This is a genomic window from Amycolatopsis thermoflava N1165, assembly GCF_000473265.1.
Taxonomy (GTDB): Bacteria; Actinomycetota; Actinomycetes; order Mycobacteriales; family Pseudonocardiaceae; genus Amycolatopsis_E; species Amycolatopsis_E thermoflava.
This window is the reverse complement of sequence record NZ_KI421511.1, coordinates 893442-913024: the sequence shown is the minus strand read 5'-3', so window position 1 is coordinate 913024 and position 19583 is coordinate 893442. Positions and strand designations below refer to the sequence as shown.

The window sequence follows — 19583 nt, the reverse complement described above, 5'->3', positions numbered from 1 at the left end:
TCCACGGGCTGTACCGTTCGAACAGACCGTGTTCTCACGACGCGCGCGAAAACCTGGTCAGCGCCCCGCGATACGCGCGGAGTTTTCTCTTGACCTCCAGGTAACTGGAGGTTTCATGCTGACGACATGGCACACGACAGAACCGCGGTCGTCACCGGGGCCTCCCGCGGGCTCGGACTCGCCCTGACCGGAGCGCTCGCGCGGCGCGGCTGGCGGGTGATCGCGGACGCGCGCGACGGGGACCGGCTCGAGCGCGCGCTCGCCGGCGTTTCCGGCGTCACCGCGATCGCGGGCGACGTCGCCGACCCCGGGCACCGGGCGACCCTCGCCGAGGCCGCTCCGGACGGGGTGGACCTACTGGTCAACAACGCGAGCGCGCTCGGCCCCAGCCCACAGCCGCCGCTGGCCGACTACCCGCTCGCCGAACTGGAACGCGTCTACGCGATCGACACGATCGCTCCCCTGGCACTGATCCAGCTGCTGCTGCCGGGTCTGCGCCGCCGCCGCGGCCGCATCATCGACATCAGCTCGGACGCCGCCGTCGAACCGTACGCGGGCTGGGGCGGCTACGGCTCGGCCAAAGCCGCCCTGGACCAGCTCACCGCCGTCCTCGCCGCCGAGGAGCCGGACGTCCGGGTCTACGCCTGCGACCCGGGCGACATGAACACCGACCTGCAGCAGCAGGCGTTCCCCGGCGAGGACGTCTCCGACCGGCCATCGCCGGAGACGGTCGTGCCCGCGCTGCTGCGGCTCGCCGAGGGCGACCTGCCGAGCGGGCGCTACGTGGCACGGGACATCCTGCCGTGACCATCCCCTTCACGCTGCCGCCGGACAGCGAGGCGACGGCGCCGCCGGAACGCCGGGGCGTGCCGCGCGACGCGGTGCGGCTGCTGGTCGCCCGGCCGGGCCGGATCGAGCACCACCGGTTCCGCGACCTGCCGGACCTCGTCGAGCCGGGTGACCTCGTCGTGGTCAACACCTCCGCCACGGTGCCGGCCGCCCTGGATGCGGTGCGCGGCAACGGAAAGCCGACGCCCGTGCACCTCTCGACGACCCTGGACGACGGCGGCTGGGTGGTCGAGGTGCGGCTCGCGGACGGCAGCGGCCCGGACCTCTCGGTGCACCCGGGCGAGCGGATGCGCCTGCCCGGCGGGGTCACCCTGACGCTCGCCGAGCCGTTCACCAGCGCACGGCTCTGGCGCGCGGCGGTCACGCCCGAGGTGCCCGTACGGGACTACCTGGCCCGGCACGGCCGCCCGATCGGCTACGGCTACCTCGCCGGGCGGTTCCCGCTGCGGGACTACCAGAACGTGTACGCGACCGAGCCGGGCAGCGCCGAGATGGCCAGCGCCGGGCGCCCGTTCACCGCGCCGCTGCTGGTGCGCCTGATCGCCAGCGGCGTCATCGTCGCCCCGATCGTCCTGCACGCCGGGGTCTCCAGCCCGGAACTGCACGAACCACCGGCCGCCGAACGGTTCACCGTGCCCGAGGCGACCGCGCGACTGGTCGAGCTGACGCGCTCCGCGGGCCGGCGGGTGATCGCGGTCGGCACCACCGTCGTCCGGGCGCTGGAGAGCGCCGCCGAAACCAGCGGCGCAATGCACGCGGCGACCGGGTGGACCGAGCTGGTGCTCGGGCCCGCCCGGCCACCGCGGGTGGTGACCGGGCTGGTCACCGGCCTGCACGCGCCCGAGGCCAGCCACCTCGGACTGCTCGCCGCGGTCGCCGGACGCCCCCTGGTCACAGCGGCCTACGACGCGGCGCTCGAACACCACTACCTGTGGCACGAATTCGGCGACTCCACCCTGTTCCTGCCCTGACCCCAGCCACCTCACGGACGAGGGCCCGGCCGGGCGAACGGGAACGCCAGGCTCTGCCGGATCGAGGCCCCGGTCAGCATCATGACCAGGCGGTCGATCCCGATGCCGAGCCCCCCGGTGGGCGGCATCCCGTACTCGAGCGCCAGCAGGAAATCCTCGTCGAGTTCCATCGCCTCGATGTCGCCGCTGGCAGCCCGCAGCGACTGCGCCTCCAGGCGCCGGCGCTGCTCCAGCGGATCGGTCAGCTCGGTGTAGGCGGTGCCGATCTCCGCGCCGAAGGCGATCAGGTCCCACCGTTCGGCGAGGCGGGGATCGCGGCGGTGGGCGCGCGTCAGCGGCGAGGTCTCGGCCGGGTAGTCGGTGTAGAACGTCGGCTCGACCGTGGCCGGCTCGACCAGGTGCTCGAACGCCTTCCCGACGAGGTCGCCGTGCCCCGCCCCGTCGTCGGCCGGCACCCCGGCCGCCCGGCACCAGCGGCGCAGATCGTCCGCCGAGGTGCCAGGAGTGACGGTCTCGCCGAGCGCACGGGACACCGCCTCGTACACGCCGACGACCGGCCAGTCGCCGGAGAGGTCGACCTCGCCCAGGTCCGGACGGCGCGCCACCGGCGCGCCGTAGGCGGCGACGGCCGCGTCCTGGATCAGCGACCGCGCGAGCCCCCGCATCGTCTCGTAGTCGGCATAGGCCTGGTAGGCCTCCAGCATCGTGAACTCGGGGTTGTGGGTGGCGTCCACCCCCTCGTTGCGGAAGTTGCGGTTGAGCTCGAACACCTTCTCCACACCGGCCACGCACAGCCGTTTCAGGTAGAGCTCCGGCGCGATCCGCAGGTACATGCGCTGGTCGTAGGCGTTGATGTGGGTGACGAACGGCCGCGCGTTCGCCCCGCCGTGCACTGCCTGGAGCATCGGGGTCTCGACCTCGAGAAAACCGCCTGCCTGCAACCCGTCACGCACCGAGCGCACCACCGCGCTGCGCAACCGCAGCATGTCCGCCGCGGCCGGGTTGACGATCAGGTCCAGGTACCGCTGCCGCACCCGCGTCTCCGGGTCGGTGAGACCCTTCCGCTTGTCCGGCAACGGATGCAGGCACTTCGCCGTCACCGTCCAGTCCGACACCATCACCGACAGCTCGCCCCGCCGCGAGGTCATCACCTCGCCCGTCGCGCCGACGTGGTCGCCCAGATCGACCCCGTCCCGCCACAGTGGATCGTCGCCGAGGACCAGCTGGAGGTGGGAATCGCCGTCCTGGATTCGCGCGAAGCAGACCCCGCCGAGGTCCCGGATCGCCGTCACCCGTCCCGCGACGCGCACCTTGCGGCCGGTGTGGGTGTCCGGCGGCAGGCCGCCGAACTCGCCGCGCACCGCGGCGAGGGAGGTGTCGCGGTCGAAGCAGGCCGGGTAGGGGTCGATCCCCGACTCGCGCAGGCGGCCGAGCTTGGCGATCCGGACGCGCACCTGCTCGGGGCGGCGCACCAGGCGCGGCTGCGGGCGGACCGCCTCGATCTCGCGCAGGCGCGCCAGGAACGCCTCGTCGACGGCGTCGGAGGAGATGGCGCGGCGCCCCGCTCCCACACCCGCGGGCAGGAAACCCTCCAGCGCGCCGGCGACCAGGCCGATGCGGCCGAGCCGCCGCGCCGAGCTGTAGCAGAGGAAGCGCGGTTCCCAGTCCGGTCCGTACTTGGCGTTGGACCGGTACAGCGATTCGAGCTGGAAGAACCGGGACGCCAGGCCCAGCAGCGCCCGCCAGGCGCGCAGCACCGGCCCGGCGCCGATCCGCTCACCGGCGGCGAACACGGCGCGGAACATGGCGAAGTTCAGCGAGATGCGCTGCACGCCCAGCTCCCCGGCGGCCCGGACGAGTTGCACGATCAGGTATTCGTTGAGCCCGTTCTCGGCCTCGCGGTCGCGGCGCATCAGGTCCAGCGACAGCCCGCGCCGTCCCCACGGCACGAACGACAGCAGGCCGCGCAGGTTCCCCTGCGCGTCGAACGCCTCCACCATCACGCACCGGCCGTCCGCGGGGTCGCCGAGCCGGGACAGCGCCATCGAGAAGCCGCGTTCGGTCCGCGCGTCCCGCCACCGCTGGGCGTGCGCGAGGAGGTCGTCCATTTCGAACCGCGGAATGTCGGCGTGGCGGCGGATCCGCGCGGTGTACCCGGCGCGCTCGATGCGGCGCGCGGCCTGACGCACCGACCGGCGCTGCGGGCCGGCGAGGCTGAAGTCGCGGACGTCGAGGACCGCCTCGTCGCCGAGTTCCAGCGCCTTCAGGCCCGCGCGCACGTAGGCCCGGGCGCCGCGTTCGCTCGCGCCCAGCACCCCGGTGGCCCAGCCGTAGGTGCGCGACTCGGCGAGCCAGGCGCCGATGGCCTGCGGCCAGGCGTCCGGATCGCCGACCGGGTCGGCGCTGGCGATGCTGGTCCCGCCCAGCACGCGGTAGGTCACCGCCGCCCGGCCGCTCGGGTCGAAGACGACCGACTTGTCCCGTCGGGTGGCGAAGTAGCCGAGCGAGTCGTCCTCGCCGTGCTCGGCCAGCAGGGCGCGCAGGCGCAGCTCGTCGTCGTCGGTGCGGCGCTGCTGCCCGCGCACGCCGCGGAAGAACACCCACAGGGTCGCGACCGCGGACAGCGTGGCGCCGACGTCGAGGAGGGCGTCGATCCAGGCCGGTCCTTCCCGCACGCCGAGCCGCCTGAGCTGGAGGAGCTCGCCGGTCGCGTGGTTGACCGCCCAGGCGAAGGCGTCGCCGAGACCGGTCAGGGTGCCGGGGAAGACGGCGAGCAGGCCCCAGCCGAGCAGGATCGTCGCGCCGAACCCGGCCAGCGCGACTCCCAGCGCGTGCTTCCACGCGCCCGGCGCCAGCCGGGCCGGGAAGGCCGGGCGCAGCGCCAGCAGCAGGGCGATCAGGGCGACCGCGGCGATCTCGGCGCCGGTCAGCGCCCACAGGGTGGCCGGCAGGTGCTCGGGCGCGCGGCGCGGCAGCACCAGCACATGCGGCGCCCACAGCAGAACCATCTGGAACGCCACGTCCATGAGCAGCCCGGCGACCTGGAACAGGATGAGCGTGTTCAGCGCGGCGCGCTTGCGCCGCCGCAGTGCCGCCCCCAGCACGGCGAGGACGAGCGCGATGAAGATGTTCGCGTCGGCCGGGATGTTGATCAGGGAGAACAGCCCGACGGTCCAGCGGTAGAAGTCGTGGTTCCCGCCGGACACCAGCAGCGCCACCGACGCCACCGCGCCGAGCTGGACGACGGTGGCGACCACACCGCCCGCCTTGGACCGCCACCGCGGCACGGGCCGTCGGATCGCGGGGTCAGAGACTGGTGTCGGTGCCATGGAGCGCTCCGGGAGTTCCGGTGTCGGGCAGGGGCCATGCCGGGATGCCGCCCGCGTACTGCTGGACGTCACCCGGGACGGACGCTGCGACGGGGTTGCCCAGCTGGGTGTCGAGCCAGTCCAGCACGGCGGGCAGCTCGGCGCGAACGGCGGCGAGGTTGTGGCCGGCGATCGGCAGCACCCAGGGGGTCAGTTCCGCCGGTGGCGTCGCGGCGGCCTGCAGGCGCCGCAGGGCGGCGCACTCGTCGCCCGCGGCGGCGTCCGCAGTGACGAGCAGCCGCAGCGGGGCCGGGTGGTCGCGCAGCACCGCGGAGACGTCGTTGGCGCGGCGCAGGTCCTCGCGCCCGTGGAACAGGTCGCCGGTCTCGGCGTCGTGCGGGGTGGCGTCGTAGCCGTTCATGCTGACCGCGCTCGCGTACCACTGCGGGTGCCGGGCCGCGAGGTCCAGCGCGCAGTAGCCGCCCGAGGACCACCCGGCCGTGGCCCAGCCCTCGCGGTCGCCGCGGACCCGCAGGTGGTCGACCGCCCACGACCGCAGGTCGGCCGACAGGTAGGTGTCGTCGGCCGGCCCGCCCGCCGCGTCCACGCACTCCGAGTCGTGGGTCAGCCGCGGTTCTCCGTTGGGGTCGGGCACGATCACCACGACCGGCGGCAGCCGGTGGGCGGCGATCGCGTCGTCGAGCTGCCCGGGCAGGCCGTAGAGGGTGGCGACCTGGCGGGGCTCGCCCGGGAAGTGCGGGATCCACTCGACGACGGGGAACCGGAAGCCCGCCCAGTCCGGCGCGGTGTACACCGCGGGCAGGTAGACGTCGACGTCCCGGGTCAGTCCGGTGCGCTTGCCGGTCACGGTGAGGTGCACCAGCGACCCGAGCGCGTTGCCCGCGCGAGCGCTCGCCGTGCCCAGTGCGCGCCCGAGGTCGCGCCCGTCCGGCCCGGCCTCGGCGACCGTGCCCTCGGCCGGGTCCGGCGAGGTGCCCAGCAACGACCCGAGCGTCGGGTAGAAGCTGCCCGCCGCGTTCACGGCCGATCCGCACGCGAGCACCACCGCCACCACCGCCACGACGGTGGTGGCGACCCGGCCGGCGACGCGACGGCGCCAGCGGTCCCAGGCCCACGGCACCGCGGCGGCGCAGCCGAGCGCCACGACCGCCACGACGAGGACGAACGGGAGCGTGTCGATGCGGATCGTGGAGGCGTGCACGCGCTCAATCTAACCGCGTTCCACCCGGGTTCCGACGCCCCTACCAGGCAAGACAGCGTTCAGCGTCCACTCAGGAAGCCGGGCCTAGAGTGACCCGGAAGCGGTCTGGCCGCGGCACGCGCGGACCCCGTTCTCAGAGTCTGCACAGCATCCGCGGCGCACAGTGGGGCCGAGCCGACCCCGCCTCGAAGGAGATCGCCCGTGCCCCTGGGTTCCCCGGTCCTGGACGAACGGCGAGCCCGGACCGCGCCTCGGCTGCCCCGGCGCACCCGGGTGGCGGTCGCACTCGGACGGACGGCAGCTGGCGGATCCCGCCGCCTCGGGCTGGGAGCGGGCGGAGTCGTCGGCGGCCGGATCGCCGCAGCGCTGGACCCGGACGTGCTGCGCCATCTCGGCCGTCACCGCACCGTCGTCCTGGTGACCGGCACGAACGGCAAGACCACCACCGCGTCGATGCTGACCCGGATCCTGGAGCCGCTGGGCGCGGTCGCGGCGAACCGCGACGGCGCGAACATGCCGGACGGGGTGATCACGGCCCTGGTGGACCGTCCGGACGCGCCGCTCGCGGTCCTGGAGGTCGACGAGAACTACGTGGCCGAGGTGGCGCAGCGGCTGCGGCCGGCGTGCCTGGTGCTGCTCAACCTCAGCCGCGACCAGCTCGACCGCGTCGGCGAGGTGCGGACGGTCGAGCGCGGCCTGCGAGAGGCCATCGGGGCGCTGCCGGGCACCGCCGTGGTGGCCAACTGCGACGACCCGCTGGCCACCTCCGCCGCGACGGCCTCGGCCCGGCCGGTCTGGGTGAGCACGGGCGGTTGCTGGACCGCGGACGCGCTCGCGTGCGGACGGTGCGGACGGCCGATCCACCACGACGGTCCCGCCTGGCGCTGCCGGTGCGGGCTCGCGCGGCCGCGCCCGGACTGGGTGCTCGCCGGCGACCAGGCCGTGGACGCCGGGGGCCGGACGGTTCCGCTGGAGCTCCGGCTGCCGGGCCGGGCCAACGCGTCGAACGCGGTCATGGCCGTCGCGGCGGCCGCACTGCTGGGCGTGGATCCCGGCGCGGCCGGTGCCCGCCTGACCACGATCACCGAGGTCGCGGGGCGGTACCGGCGCACCGTCCTCAGCGGGCACCCGGTGCGGCTGCTGCTCGCGAAAAACCCCGCCGGGTGGCGCGAAACCCTGCCGCTGCTGGACGACCGGGCGCCGGTCGTCATCGCCGTCAACGGGCGCGAGGCGGACGGGCGCGACCTGTCGTGGCTGTGGGACGTGCCGTTCGAGCGGTTGCGCGGCCGCCCGGTGGTGGCGGCCGGGGAACGCTCGGCGGACCTGGCGGTGCGCCTGACCTACGCCGGTGTGGCGCACCTCCGGTGTCCCGACCCGGTGCGCGCCGTGGCCGCGCTCGATCCCGGCCCGGTCGAGCTGGTCGCGAACTACACCGCCTTCCGGCAGCTGGCACCGCGGAGCGCCGATGGCTGACCCGGTGCGGATCGGGCTCGTCCTGCCGGACGTGCTGGGCACCTACGGCGATTCGGGCAACGCGGTGGTCCTGCGCCAGCGGCTGCGGTGGCGCGGCGTGCCGGCCGACGTCGTGGAGATCCACTACGGCGACCCGGTGCCGGACAGCCTCGACGTGTACCTGCTCGGCGGCGGGGAGGACGAGGGGCAGGAGCTGGCGGCCGACCATCTGCGCGAGCACGCGGGCCTGCGGCGGGCGGCCGCGCGGGGTGCGGTGGTGTTCGCGGTCTGCGCCGGGCTGCAGGTGCTGGGCACGTCGTTCCGCACCGGCGACGGCCGCCGCCACGACGGGCTCGGCCTGCTCGACGTGGTGACCGACCCGGGGAAGCGGCGCGCGGTCGGGGAGATCGTCGTGCAAACCCCCGTGGGACCGCTGACCGGGTTCGAGAACCACCTCGGGGTCACGACGGTGGGCCCCGGCAGCCGGCCACTGGGCCGGGTGCGCACGGGGACCGGGAACGGGGACGGCACCGACGGCGCGGTCACCGGTCACGTCCTGGCGACCTACCTGCACGGCCCGGCCCTGGCGCGCAATCCCGCGCTGGCCGATCTGCTCATCGGCTGGGTGACCGGTTCGCCGCCGGCGGACCTGCCGCTGCCCGAGGTGGACGAGCTGCGGCGGGAACGGCTGCGCGCCGCCCGTGGCGGGGCGCGGTGGTGACCGGCTTTCCCTACCCTGCTGGCATGGCGCACCTCCTGTCCCGTCTCGGTGTCCGCACCCGGACCACGGTGGTGGCGGTGGCCGTCGTCGCCGCGGCGATCGTGGTGGCGGGAGCCGGAGTCGTGCTGCTGCTGGGCTGGTCCCTGGAGAAGTCCACGACCGAGGACGCCCGCAGCGCGGGACACCAGGTCGTGCACGAGATCGCGCGGGAAGGGACCCGTGACCTGACCGGCGCCGACGTCGCGGGCAGCGGGGATTCGGCCTCGGTGCTGCAGGTCCTCGACGCGCAGGGACAGGTGGTCACGGCGGACCCGGCCCTGGCCGGGCTGCCGCCCCTGACGCCGGTGCGGCCGGCGCCGGGGCACGAGATCGTGGAGACCGTGAGCGTGACGGTGAACGGGACCGGCGAGGACTACCGGCTCGTGTCGACCGGGGTGGCCGGTCCCGGCGGCCCCTACACCGTGGTGTCGGCGCGCTCGCTGGCGCCGGTGACCGAGGCGCTGACGCGCCTGTCGTTGCTCTTCGCGGCGGCGGCGCTGCCGTTGCTGGCGATCTCGGCGTTCACCGTGCACCGCGCGGTGGGCTCGGCGTTGCGTCCGGTGGAGCGGATGCGCCGCACGGTCTCGGAGATCACCACCCGGGACCTGGAACGCCGGGTGGAGCTGCCGCCCGGCCGCGACGAGGTGCACCGGCTCGCGGTGACACTGAACTCGATGCTGGACCGGCTGGCCTCGGCCCAGGGAGCACAGCGCCGGTTCGTCGCCGACGCCAGCCACGAGCTGCGGTCCCCGGTCAACACCATGGCCACCGCGCTCGAGGTCGCCGAGCACCACCCCGCCGCGATGAGCAAGGACGAGCTGGTCACCCTGGTGTCGCGGGAGACCAGCCGGCTGCGCGAACTGGTGGACGACCTGTTGCTGCTGGCGCGCACCGACGACGCGACGGACAACCCGCCCTCCGGCGAGGTCGACCTGGACGACCTCGCCCGCGCCGAGGCCGAACGGGCCCGCGCCACCGCCGGTGTGCGCGTGGAGATCCGCACCGAGCCGGTGAAGGTCACCGGCAACGCCGCCCAGTTGCGCCGCGCGGTGCGCAACCTCGTCGACAACGCGTGCGAGCACGCGGCCGGCCGGATCAGGGTGCGCACCGCCACCGACGGCGACACCGCCGTGGTGGTGGTCAGCGATGACGGGCCCGGCGTGCCCGAGCGGGATCGGGAGCGGATCTTCGAGCGGTTCGTGCGGCGCGACGACGCCCGGCACCACGGCGCCCCCGGCAGCGGCGGATCGGCCGGGCTCGGGCTGGCCATCGTGGCAGGGATCGCCGGCCGGCACGGCGGCTGCGCGGAGTGCGTGGACAGCACCGATCCGGCCTATCCTGGCGCCGAGTTCCGCCTCCGACTGCCGCGAAGGAGGCAACCCTGATGCGCGTGCTGGTCGTCGAGGACGAGCGGGCGTTCGCCGAGACCCTCCGCAAAGGACTGACCGCGGAGGGGTTCTCGGCCGAGGTCGCGCACAGCGGGCCGGACGGGCTGTGGCTGGCGCGGGAGCAGCGCTTCGACGTCATCGTCCTGGACCTCATGCTGCCCGGGATGTCCGGGTACGAGGTCCTCAAGCGCCTGCGGCAGAACGAGATCTGGACGCCGGTGCTGGTGCTGACCGCGAAGGACGGCGAGTACGACGAGGCCGACGCGTTCGACCTCGGCGCCGACGACTACCTCACCAAGCCGTTCTCCTACGTCGTCCTGCTCGCCCGGTTGCGGGCCCTGCTGCGGCGCGGCGCACCGGAACGGCCTGCCGTGCTCACCCTGGGCGACCTGCGGCTGGACCCGGCGGCCCGGACCGTGCACCGCGGGGACCGGGAGGTCGAGCTGACCGCGCGCGAGTTCGGGCTGCTGGAGTTCCTGCTGCGGCGGCGCGGGGAGGCGCTGAGCAAACGGGAAATCCTCACCCATGTGTGGGACGCCCACTACGACGGCGACGAGAACATCGTCGAGGTCTACATCGGCTACCTGCGCCGCAAACTCGGACCGGACCTCATCCACACCCTGCGGGGTGTCGGCTACCGGATGTCGGCGCCATGACCACCGATGTGGTCGTCCCGGCCGACGTGGCCCGCTACTGCCGCGCCACGGGGCCGCTGGAGTCGCCGCTGATCTGGCTCGGCTTCGCGGCGGCGGCACTCGTCCTGGCCGGCCTCGCCGTCCGGTCGCGCCGGGCGCGCCGCCGGGCCGTGATCGCAGCGGTGTGCTGCGCGCTGCTGGCGGGCCTGACCGGGCTCAACACCTACGTCGGGTACATCCGCAGCGGGCACGACCTGGCCGTGCTCCTCGATCGCGGCGGCGCGCCCGGCCGCGCCCTTGGCCGGCTGCTCGACGACGGCGGCGGCAGCTCGGCGGCCGGCGGCCGGGCCATCCCCGCCGGCCAGAGCGCTCCCCTGCTCGACTCGTTCGACCTCGCCGACCCGGCCGACGGCATCCCCAGCGGCCGCACGTACGTGCTGCTGCCGCCGGGATACGCGAACTCGGGGCGGTCGTACCCGGTGGTCTACCTCGTGCACGGGTATCCGTTCGGGTCCGCGCAGGACTGGCTGACCGCGGGCGACGCACCCGGCGCGCTGGACCGGCTGTACCGGGATGCCGCGATCCCGCCGATGATCGTCGTGAGCGTCGACCTGACCGCCGGGCAGCCCGAGCGCGACTGGGAAGGGCTGGACGTCCCGGGCGGTCCGCGGCTGGAGACCTACCTGGCCGGTGTCGTGGTGCCCGCGGTCGACAGCCGCTACCGCACGATCCGGGACCGCGCGGACCGCGCACTGGGTGGCATGTCCGGCGGCGCGTTCGCCGCGCTGAACACCGGCCTGCACCACACCGGCGAGTTCGGGGTGCTGCTGCTGACCCTGCCCTACGACACGCCCGGCGACATCCGGGCCGAATTCCACGGCGACCGCGCGGCGATCGAGCGGAACACGCCACGGGACTACCTGCCCGGCATGGTCTTCCCCGATCCGGTCGCGGTGTTCCTCGCCGCCGGGTCGCACGACGGCGGCGACCTGGACCGGGCCCGGCACCTCGCCGGCCAGCTCACCGCCGACGGGCAGCGGGCCGTCGTGCACGTCGAACCCGGCCTGAGCCACACCTGGCGGACGGCACGGGCGACCCTGCCGTACCTGCTGGTGTTCGCCGGCGACACCTTCCGCGCCGGGTGAGGATCAGCCGCTCACCCGGGACACCAGCCACGGCAGCGCGTCGGCGAAGGCCTGGCGCCACAGGACGAAGTCGTGCCCGCCGCCGGGCACCACCACCAGCCGCGTCGTGATCCCCGCCCGGGCGGCCGCCGGCTCCAAGGCCCGGGCGGCGGTGAGCGGGTCGTCGTCGGCGTCACCGACCTCGAACCACCCGCCGAGCCCGGGGTAGCGCCGGTGGGCCAGCAGCCACGCCGGTTCGTGCGCCTCGAAGTCCACTGTGGAGCCGGCGAAGAGCGCGGGGACCGTGTCGCCGAGGTCGTTGCCGTCCCCGGAGCGGGGCCCGGCCAGGCCGCTGAAGTCGGCGAAGGCGGCGAAGGTCTCCGGATGCCGCAAGGCGAGCGTGAGCGCGCACGAGCCGCCTTCGGACAGCCCGGCGACCGCCCAGTGCGCGCCCGGCGGCTGGGTGAAGAACCGGCTGGTGACGAACGCGGGCACGTCCCGGGCCAGGTAGGTCTCGGCCCGCCCGGCCGGGCCGTCGACGCACTCGCTGTCGGCGTCGAACTCCCCGTTGATGTCGGGCATCACCACGATCGGCGCGCTGCCACCGTGGCCGGCGGCCCAGCTGTCCAGAGTGGTCGTCGCGTCGCCGCCGCCGGTCCAGTCCCCCGGCGCCCCGGGCGTGCCGTGGAGCAGCACCACGACGGGCAGCTTCGGGCGGGGACGGGCGAACCACGCGGGCGGGAGGTACACCTGGGCCGGGCGCGTGTCGAAGTGCGACGCCGGTCCGGGGATCGTGATCGTGACGAGCCTGCCCGAACCGGGCACGCCGGACTGCCCGAGCTGCCGCAGTGACGCGGCGTCCCGCCCGGGCAGCCCGATCACCTGCACCACCGTGAGGTAGTAGCCGTAGGAGGCGTTGACCGCGGCGAGCACGTTCGCGACGGCCAGTCCGAACGCGACGGCGGCCAGGGTGACGCGCGCCCAGCGCCGCCGCAGCCACCAGGCGAGCAGCCCGGCGCCCACGAGCGCGACCAGCAGCAAGACGCGGACCGGCCACCAGCCGGTCAGCGGCGTCTCCGCGAGAACGGTCACGAGGCGCCAATCTAGGCCCCGCACCGCCGCGGCGCACGGGCTCACGATGCCCCCGCGCTCAGCGTCCTCTCAGCGGCCCGCCACCGGACCGGCGTCGGCCTAGTGGATGCCGAGGGCGGCCAGGTTGTCGGCCGCCGGGTGCGCGGCTCCCGTGGGGCCGGCGGCGTAGGCCCGCAACAGCCGTTCCGTGATCGCGCGGATGGCCGCGCCCGCGGCCGCGTCGCCGCAGGACTGCGGGCAGCCCGGGTCGAGGCCGCAGATCCAGTACTGGGTGCCCGCGGAGAACACGGCCGCCCCGGACGAGGTCGTGTAGTACGTTGTGTCCGCGAAGTCCGGTTTCCCGCCGCACGTGACAGGCGAGTGGAACAGGACCTCGATCGGGCGTGGCGTCGGCACCGCGAGGTCCACCCGCTCGTACTCATCGCCCACCAGACCGCGCAGGTGCTGTCCGGTGTGGACGATGCCGGCCAGCAGCCAGTTCTGCTCGGCGGCGGCCACCAGGTCGGCGTGCACCGGGTTGCACTGGTAGAAGTTGCCGAGCAGCACGCTTTCCGGCCTCGGGTACGGCGGCGAGCGCCACTCCGGGGTGGCCTCCAGCGGATCGGTCAGCCGGGCCGGATCCTCGCCGAACGACTTGTAGTCGATCTCGACGCGGTCCGGGCCGGTGGCCGACGGCGCGAACCGGATGTGCCGGTAGATCTCGTTGCCGCCCAGGAACGCCAGGTTCACGCCGCGGTCGCGGGCCGCGGTGACGTTCGCGCGCATCGCGCTCGACCAGTACTCGTCGTGGCCCAGGGTGATCACGGCGCGGGCGTCGTCGAGCAGGTGCGGATCGGCGTGCAGGTCCACGTCGGTCGCGTAGCCCAGCGGCAGCCCCAGGCTCTCGGCGAACCGCACCATCGGCAGCTCGAAGTACAGGAAATCGCCCGCGCCCCGCATGTCCCGCGCCTGGTAGGGCCGGTCGAACGAGACGGCGCGGGACCGTTGCGCCTTCCGGCCGCCCGGGGAGTCGTAGAGGCTGTAGCCGCCCCAGCGGTTGTAGGCCTGCCAGGTCGTGACCGCGTTGACGAGGACGATCCGGCCGGCGTTGGACGGGGTGCGCACGGTGAGCGGCACATACTGCTGGGCCTGGTTGTCGCCGTCCAGGCGCAGCAGGTAGTCCCCCGGCGCCCAGCCCCGCGTCGGCACCTCCAGCGACGGCTGCCACGGCGCCACCACCGTGCTCGTCGGCGCCTGCACCACAGCCGGAGCCTGCACACGGCCCGGCACCGGGGCGGACTGCCACACGCGGAGCGCGTCCGAGCCGGCGTAGGCGCCCATGCGGAACGCGGTCACGGTGAACCGCGCGGCCGTGGTGCTCACGAACAACCGCACGGTGTCCCCGGGCAGCGCACTCGTGCGGTCGGCGTAGCCCTCGATCGCGTGCTCCGGACCGGGATGGGTGATCTCCCAGCCCGGCGTGCCCCGCTCGGCTCCCGGAGCGGGCGGCGCGGGTGTGGGCGCGACTGGCGGCGCAGGCGTGGGTGCGGTGCAGGCCGGCACGAGCAGCGCCAGCACGGCGAGGGCGCAGGCGAGCCGGCCGGGCTTCACGACCGCCGCTCCAGACCGGTCGCCACGGCGGCGACCGCCATCACCGCGGCCAGCGTGACCAGCCCGGCGTCCAGCGACGACGTCACGGCCACCGCGCCCACCAGCAGCGGAGCCCCGGCGTCGCCGAGTTCGCGGCCGACCTCGGCGGCGCCCATGGTCTGGCCGAGGCGTTCCGGGGGCGACGTCGCGGCCAGGTGGGCGAACCCGAGCGGGGTGGCGAGACCGACCCCGGCGCCGACGGCCACCGCCGCGCCGAGGACCCCGCCGATCCCGGGCACCAGCGCCGCGACCGCGAGCCCCGCCGCGGCCGCGGCGAGCCCGAGGGCCATGCCCGTGCCCGCTCGCAGCCGGCCCGCGTCGCGGGCGCGTCCGGCCCAGGGCTGGACCAGCGAGGAGCACACCGCCAGCACCGAGACCGCCGCCCCGGTCGCCAGCGGACCGAGCCCGGCGGCCGCGCCGGTCACGGGGAGGAACCCGACGCCGACGGCCAATGCCCCGGTCGCCGCGGCGAGGGTCGCCGTGGGACGGAGGAAGTTCGCCTGTCCCAGCCGGCGGGCCAGGTCGAGCACCGTCTGGCGGGCGCGGGGCAACGGCGGCACCGCCGGGACGGCCAGCGCCGCCCACAGCGCGGCCAGCATCGCCAGCCCCGCGAGAACGGCGAACAGCAGCGTGAACCCGCCGACCGTGATCAGCACGCCGCCCAGCACCGGTCCGAGCGTGTAGCCGAGGCCCTTCCACGCGCCGTAACCCCCGAACGCCCGGCCCTGCCGCTTCGCCGGGGAGAGCCGGGCGACCAAGGCCCCTGCCGCGGGCGAGAACGCCGCGGCGGCGGCGCCCTGTCCCAGGCGCGTCAGCCCGACCAGCGCCGGGTTGCCCGCCACCACGAACGCGGCGGACGCGACCGCGAACGCCAGCAACCCGCCCAGCAGCACCGGGCGCGGCCCGATGCGGTCGGCCAGCGACCCGAAGACGGGTTTCAGCACGACCTCCGCCCCGTCGTAGACGGCGAGCAGCAGCCCGAGCGTGAGCAGGGAGGCGTGCTGGCCGTGCGTGTACGCGCCCAGCCCGGCGGCGATGCTGTGCGCGCCGAAGGCGGTGACGAACCCGGCCGCGTACAGGGGCCGCAACGCGCGCCGGTGGGTGGTGGTGCCGGTTCCGGTCATGCCGAGCCCTTCTGCGGGGCGGTCGTCAGCAGCGGCCGCAGCGGGGAGTGCTCGGCCAGGCGGAGCAGCCACTCCAGCGGCCGCCGCACCACCAGGTAGCCGGCCAGGCTCACCACGGCGCCCAGGACGAGCCCGGCGAGCACGTCCCCGGGGTAGTGCGCGGCGATGTACACCCGCGAGAAGGCCATCACGACCGCGGCCACCGCGGCGATCACGCCGAGGCTCCGGCGCACCAGGAACAGTCCCGCGGTCACCGCGCCCGCCATCACGGCGTGGTCGCTCGGGAAGGACGGGTCGGTGCTGCGGTGCGCCAGCACGAGAACACCCGGCATCGCCGCGTAGGGCCGGGCCTCGCCGACCAGGTCGGCGACCGGCTGGTTCACGCCGAGCGCGGCGAGCATGCCCAGCGGGGTCCAGATCGCGGCGGCCATCGGCGGCACGGCCGCCTGCCCGCGGGCCGACCACCAGCCGGCCACCATCAGCGCCGCGAACACGACCAGCCCGTAGGCCGCATACCCCGCCACGACCGCGTGCAGCCAGGGCGTGCCACGGGCGAAGTCATTGACCCAGAGGAAGAGCTGGGTGTTCACCGCCACCTCCTCACATCTGGTGCAACGCCTCGAAGACCTGCTCCGTGTAGTCCGCCAGCCGCGCCGTGCACCGCTCCAGCCGCTCGGCGGCTTCCGCGGCACGAGGGGCCCCGAACACATCGCGCGCCTTGAGGTCCCGGTGCCACCGGCGCAGCCGCTCCAGGCTCTGCTCCTCTTCCTCGAGCTCGGCCATCGTGAACTTGCGGTGGGCGATCTCCTTGTCGATCTCGGCCTCGAACTTGCCGCAGTCGGCCAGGAACTCCGCCCACTCCTCCTCGCGGTCGGCCGTGAACAGCGCCTCCAGGCGCGCGCCGTCCTCCTCGGCGCGGCCCGCAGCGTCGAGCACGACCACCTCGCCGCCGCCGCGCCCGGCCAGTTCGCGCACGCGCGACACGCCGTCGGCGAACCCCGGCACATCGGGGACCGCCCACGTGCCCTGGCCCAGCGACAACGCGCCCACCCGCCGCAACTCCCGCCACACGGCCACCCGGTGCCGCGACGGCGAGGCGGGGACCCGCACCACCAGCACCAGCCAGCGAACCGGCTTCACATCTGTCACAGACAGCAATGTAGCACCTGTTACACACGGTTTGACGGCGCCGGAGCCGGATCCTACGGTTTCACCAGGACATCGACGTCCCCGCGAGTCGATCGGCCCGTCCACACCCGTTGCAAGCCAGCACGGAGGGCGCGCATGACAATCGACCAGGCACCGGCCCGCCGGTCCGCGATCACCGGGCTGGCCAGGCAGTTGCGCACGGCTCTGGGCCCGGACGCGGTGATCGACGACCACCAGCGGCTGCGCACCTACGAATGCGACGGGCTCGCCCACTACAAGGTCACCCCCGCCCTCGTGGTCCTGCCCGCCGACGCGACCGGGGTCGTGACGACCGTGCGGGCCTGCGCCGAAGCCGGCGTCCCGTTCGTCGCGCGCGGTTCCGGCACCGGGCTGTCCGGCGGCGCCCTCCCGCACGCCGACGGCGTCCTGATCGTCACCTCCCGGTTGCGCCGCATCGTCGAGATCGATCCGGCGAACCAGCGCGCCGTCGTCGAACCCGGGGTGATCAACCTCGACATCACCAGGGCGGCCGGGGCCGACGGCTACTACTACGCACCCGATCCCTCCAGCCAGCAGATCTGTTCCATCGGCGGCAACCTCGCCGAGAACTCCGGCGGCGCGCACTGCCTGAAGTACGGGTTCACCACCAACCACGTGACCGGCGCGGAGTTCGTCGCCCCGGACGGGGAGGTCGTGCGGCTCGGCGGCAAGGCGCCCGACGCGACGGGGTACGACCTGCTCGGCGCGATCGTCGGCTCGGAAGGAACGCTCGGGGTGGTCACCGAGGTGACCGTGCGGCTGGTCCGGCTCCCCGAGGCCGTGCGGACGCTGCTGGCCGGCTTCCCGGGCACCGACGACGCCGGCGCCGCGACCTCCGCCGTCATCGGCGCCGGCGTGGTGCCCGCCGCGATGGAGATGATGGACGCGCTCGCGATCGAGGCCGCCGAGGCCGCGGTGCGCTGCGGGTACCCGGCCGGGGCGGGCGCGGTCCTGATCGTGGAGCTGGACGGGCCCGCGGCGGAGGTGGACGCGCAGTTCGCCGAGGTCGAGCGCCACTGCCGGGCGCACGGTGCGTTCGAGATCCGCATCGCCGCCGACGACGCGGAGCGCGCGAGCTTCTGGCGGGGCCGCAAGTCGGCGTTCGCGGCCGTCGGGCGGATCAGCCCGGACTACATCGTCCAGGACGGCGTCATCCCGCGGACCGTGCTGGCCGAGGTCCTGCACCGCATCGCGGAGCTGTCGCGGGACACCGGGATCCGGGTCGCCAACGTCTTCCACGCCGGCGACGGGAACCTGCACCCGCTGGTGCTGTTCGACGACTCGGTGCCCGGCGAGGCCGAGCGCGCCGAGGAGGTCTCCGGCGCGATCCTGGACCTGTGCATCGAGCACGGCGGCTCGATCACCGGCGAGCACGGCGTCGGCTCGGACAAGGCGAAGTTCATGCCCCGCATGTTCACCGAGGCCGACCTCGACACGATGCAGCTGCTGCGGTGCGCGTTCGACCCGGACGGGCTGGCCAACCCCGGCAAGGTCTTCCCCACCCCCCGGCTGTGCGGCGAGGTGCCGGGACGGCACAAGGGTGCGCACCCGTTGCAGGACGCGGGAATCGCCGAGGTGTTCTGATGCGCGCGGCCGGGGACCTGGTGCTCGGCGAACTGTCGGCGACCGCCGCCGCGTGGCCCGCCGGGGAGGCCGACCACGTCGACGGGGTGCCCGCCCGCCTGGTCGCCGCACCGTCCACCACGGACGAGGCCGCAGCCGTGATGCGGATCGCCGCGCAGCACGGGCTCGCGGTCGTGCCGCGCGGCACCGGCACGAAGCTGACCTGGGGCCGCCCGCCCGAACGCGCCGACCTCGTCCTCGACACCCGGCGGATGGACCGGATCGTCGAGCACCGCGCGGGCGACCTCGTCGTGCACGTCCAGGCCGGGGCGCGGCTCGACGCGGTGCAGGAACACCTCGCGCCGGCCGGGCAGCGGCTGGGCATCTCGCCGGTGCTGCCACCGGGCGCCGGGCCGGGCACCGCGGGCGGGGTGATCGCGACCGCCGCCACCGGCCCGCTGCGGCTGTCCCACGGCGCGGTCCGCGACCTGCTCATCGGCATCACCCTCGTGCGCGCCGACGGGACGGTCGCCAAGGCCGGCGGGAAGGTCGTCAAGAACGTGGCCGGGTACGACCTCGGCAAGCTGCTCACCGGCTCGTGGGGAACGCTCGGGCTGGTCACCGAGGCCGTGTTCCGGCTGCACCCGCTGCCGCGGGCGGCGCGGTGGGTCGTCGTCGGCGTAGCGTCCGCGGCCGACGCGCACGACAAGGTCCAGCGCGTGGTGCACTCCCAGGTCGTCGCGAGCGCGCTGGAACTCGACCGCCCCGCCGGCGACCCCGCCGCGCTGGCGGTCCTCGTCGAAGGCATCCCCGAGGGCGTCGACGGCCGCGTGCGCACCCTGCTCGACCTGCTCGGTGGTGACGCGACGGCCGCCGGCGAGCCCCCGGCGTGGTGGTGCCACGCACCGTGGGCGGCCGGCGAGGTGGCCCTGCGCCTCACCCACGAGATCGCCGGGCTGCCCCGGCTGCTCGACGCCGTCGACGACACCGCGCGGCGGTGCGGCCTGCGCGCGGCGGTGCGCGGCTCGGCCGGGGTCGGCGTCCTGCACGCCGGGATCCCCGCGGTCCCCGGCGCGGTTCCCGCGTTCGTCGCGCGGTTGCGCGAGCTGTCGCCGTCGTGGAGCGGGGACGTCGTCGTGCTGGACGCGCCACCGCGGGTCAAGACCGCGCTGGACGTGTGGGGACCGGTCCGCGGGCTCACCCTGATGCGGCGCGTCAAGGACCAGTTCGACCCGGCTCGGCTGATGGCCCCCGGACGGTTCGCAGGAGGGATCTGAG

The 19583-nt window shown here is 74.9% G+C and carries 16 protein-coding genes; 9 read left to right on the top strand and 7 right to left on the bottom strand.

The genetic code is table 11. The annotated features are described in order from the left end of the window. Window positions 1–126: 126 nt before the first annotated feature. Entirely contained in the window at window positions 127–807 is a 681-nt protein-coding gene (locus tag AMYTH_RS0104585; protein ID WP_027929295.1) for an SDR family NAD(P)-dependent oxidoreductase, read from the top strand. Further along, window positions 804–1820, top strand: coding sequence for an S-adenosylmethionine:tRNA ribosyltransferase-isomerase (locus AMYTH_RS0104580; protein ID WP_027929294.1), 1017 nt, complete (start codon window positions 804–806; stop codon window positions 1818–1820). The genes AMYTH_RS0104585 and AMYTH_RS0104580 overlap by 4 nt, the downstream gene beginning before the upstream one ends. An 11-nt stretch (window positions 1821–1831) precedes the next feature. Here the strand turns inward: AMYTH_RS0104580 and lysX are convergent, their stop codons facing one another. Continuing rightward, window positions 1832–5149, bottom strand: a complete 3318-nt coding sequence (lysX, locus tag AMYTH_RS0104575) for a bifunctional lysylphosphatidylglycerol synthetase/lysine--tRNA ligase LysX (RefSeq protein ID WP_037322261.1) — start codon at window positions 5147–5149, stop codon at window positions 1832–1834. Then, window positions 5127–6350 (bottom strand): alpha/beta hydrolase-fold protein, encoded by a 1224-nt coding sequence (locus AMYTH_RS0104570; RefSeq protein ID WP_027929292.1) that lies wholly within the window; start codon window positions 6348–6350, stop codon window positions 5127–5129. The genes lysX and AMYTH_RS0104570 overlap by 23 nt, the downstream gene beginning before the upstream one ends. 201 nt (window positions 6351–6551) lie before the next feature. Between AMYTH_RS0104570 and AMYTH_RS0104565 the strand changes: the two genes are divergently transcribed. From AMYTH_RS0104565 to AMYTH_RS0104545, 5 genes are read left to right on the top strand one after another with little or no spacing between them, the layout of a single operon-like run. Further along, on the top strand, window positions 6552–7823 hold the full coding sequence (locus tag AMYTH_RS0104565; RefSeq protein ID WP_157360537.1) for a MurT ligase domain-containing protein: 1272 nt from the start codon (window positions 6552–6554) through the stop codon (window positions 7821–7823). Beyond that, on the top strand, window positions 7816–8523 hold the full coding sequence (locus AMYTH_RS0104560; RefSeq protein WP_027929290.1) for a type 1 glutamine amidotransferase: 708 nt from the start codon (window positions 7816–7818) through the stop codon (window positions 8521–8523). Before AMYTH_RS0104565 ends, AMYTH_RS0104560 begins: the two co-directional genes overlap by 8 nt. A 23-nt stretch (window positions 8524–8546) precedes the next feature. Beyond that, on the top strand, window positions 8547–9947 hold the full coding sequence (locus AMYTH_RS0104555; protein WP_027929289.1) for a sensor histidine kinase: 1401 nt from the start codon (window positions 8547–8549) through the stop codon (window positions 9945–9947). Then, window positions 9947–10606, top strand: a complete 660-nt coding sequence (locus AMYTH_RS0104550; RefSeq protein ID WP_027929288.1) for a response regulator transcription factor — start codon at window positions 9947–9949, stop codon at window positions 10604–10606. Before AMYTH_RS0104555 ends, AMYTH_RS0104550 begins: the two co-directional genes overlap by 1 nt. Then, window positions 10603–11730, top strand: coding sequence for an alpha/beta hydrolase (locus AMYTH_RS0104545; RefSeq protein ID WP_027929287.1), 1128 nt, complete (start codon window positions 10603–10605; stop codon window positions 11728–11730). The genes AMYTH_RS0104550 and AMYTH_RS0104545 overlap by 4 nt, the downstream gene beginning before the upstream one ends. Window positions 11731–11733: 3 nt before the next feature. On the opposite strand, the gene AMYTH_RS0104540 is transcribed toward AMYTH_RS0104545, so the two are convergent. From AMYTH_RS0104540 to AMYTH_RS0104520, 5 genes are all read right to left on the bottom strand, one after another. After that, window positions 11734–12801 carry an alpha/beta hydrolase gene (locus AMYTH_RS0104540; protein WP_027929286.1) on the bottom strand — a complete coding sequence of 356 codons (1068 nt, stop codon included), beginning with the start codon at window positions 12799–12801 and terminating at the stop codon, window positions 11734–11736. 99 nt (window positions 12802–12900) lie between these two features. Next, on the bottom strand, window positions 12901–14391 hold the full coding sequence (locus AMYTH_RS0104535; RefSeq protein WP_027929285.1) for a N,N-dimethylformamidase beta subunit family domain-containing protein: 1491 nt from the start codon (window positions 14389–14391) through the stop codon (window positions 12901–12903). Then, window positions 14388–15554, bottom strand: coding sequence for an MFS transporter (locus AMYTH_RS0104530; RefSeq protein ID WP_157360536.1), 1167 nt, complete (start codon window positions 15552–15554; stop codon window positions 14388–14390). Before AMYTH_RS0104530 ends, AMYTH_RS0104535 begins: the two co-directional genes overlap by 4 nt. Further along, on the bottom strand, window positions 15551–16144 hold the full coding sequence (locus tag AMYTH_RS0104525; RefSeq protein WP_209440745.1) for a phosphatase PAP2 family protein: 594 nt from the start codon (window positions 16142–16144) through the stop codon (window positions 15551–15553). Before AMYTH_RS0104525 ends, AMYTH_RS0104530 begins: the two co-directional genes overlap by 4 nt. A 10-nt stretch (window positions 16145–16154) precedes the next feature. Continuing rightward, window positions 16155–16703, bottom strand: a complete 549-nt coding sequence (locus AMYTH_RS0104520) for a Chromate resistance protein ChrB (protein WP_027929282.1) — start codon at window positions 16701–16703, stop codon at window positions 16155–16157. A gap of 135 nt (window positions 16704–16838) precedes the next feature. Here AMYTH_RS0104520 and AMYTH_RS0104515 point away from each other — a divergent pair, with 135 nt between their 5' ends. Together AMYTH_RS0104515 and AMYTH_RS0104510 are read left to right on the top strand one after the other, a co-directional pair. After that, on the top strand, window positions 16839–18326 hold the full coding sequence (locus AMYTH_RS0104515) for an FAD-linked oxidase C-terminal domain-containing protein (RefSeq protein ID WP_228684565.1): 1488 nt from the start codon (window positions 16839–16841) through the stop codon (window positions 18324–18326). Continuing rightward, on the top strand, window positions 18326–19582 hold the full coding sequence (locus AMYTH_RS0104510; protein ID WP_063630381.1) for an FAD-binding oxidoreductase: 1257 nt from the start codon (window positions 18326–18328) through the stop codon (window positions 19580–19582). Before AMYTH_RS0104515 ends, AMYTH_RS0104510 begins: the two co-directional genes overlap by 1 nt. Window position 19583 lies beyond the last annotated feature (1 nt).

Coding starts and splice junctions, on each gene's coding strand:
- AMYTH_RS0104550 (WP_027929288.1), top strand. CDS start 9,947: ATGCGCGTGCTGGTCGTCGAGGACGAGCGGGCGTTCGCCGAGACCCTC.
- AMYTH_RS0104510 (WP_063630381.1), top strand. CDS start 18,326: ATGCGCGCGGCCGGGGACCTGGTGCTCGGCGAACTGTCGGCGACCGCC.
- AMYTH_RS0104560 (WP_027929290.1), top strand. CDS start 7,816: ATGGCTGACCCGGTGCGGATCGGGCTCGTCCTGCCGGACGTGCTGGGC.
- AMYTH_RS0104555 (WP_027929289.1), top strand. CDS start 8,547: ATGGCGCACCTCCTGTCCCGTCTCGGTGTCCGCACCCGGACCACGGTG.
- AMYTH_RS0104530 (WP_157360536.1), bottom strand. CDS start 15,554: ATGACCGGAACCGGCACCACCACCCACCGGCGCGCGTTGCGGCCCCTG.
- AMYTH_RS0104515 (WP_228684565.1), top strand. CDS start 16,839: ATGACAATCGACCAGGCACCGGCCCGCCGGTCCGCGATCACCGGGCTG.
- lysX (WP_037322261.1), bottom strand. CDS start 5,149: ATGGCACCGACACCAGTCTCTGACCCCGCGATCCGACGGCCCGTGCCG.
- AMYTH_RS0104545 (WP_027929287.1), top strand. CDS start 10,603: ATGACCACCGATGTGGTCGTCCCGGCCGACGTGGCCCGCTACTGCCGC.
- AMYTH_RS0104585 (WP_027929295.1), top strand. CDS start 127: ATGGCACACGACAGAACCGCGGTCGTCACCGGGGCCTCCCGCGGGCTC.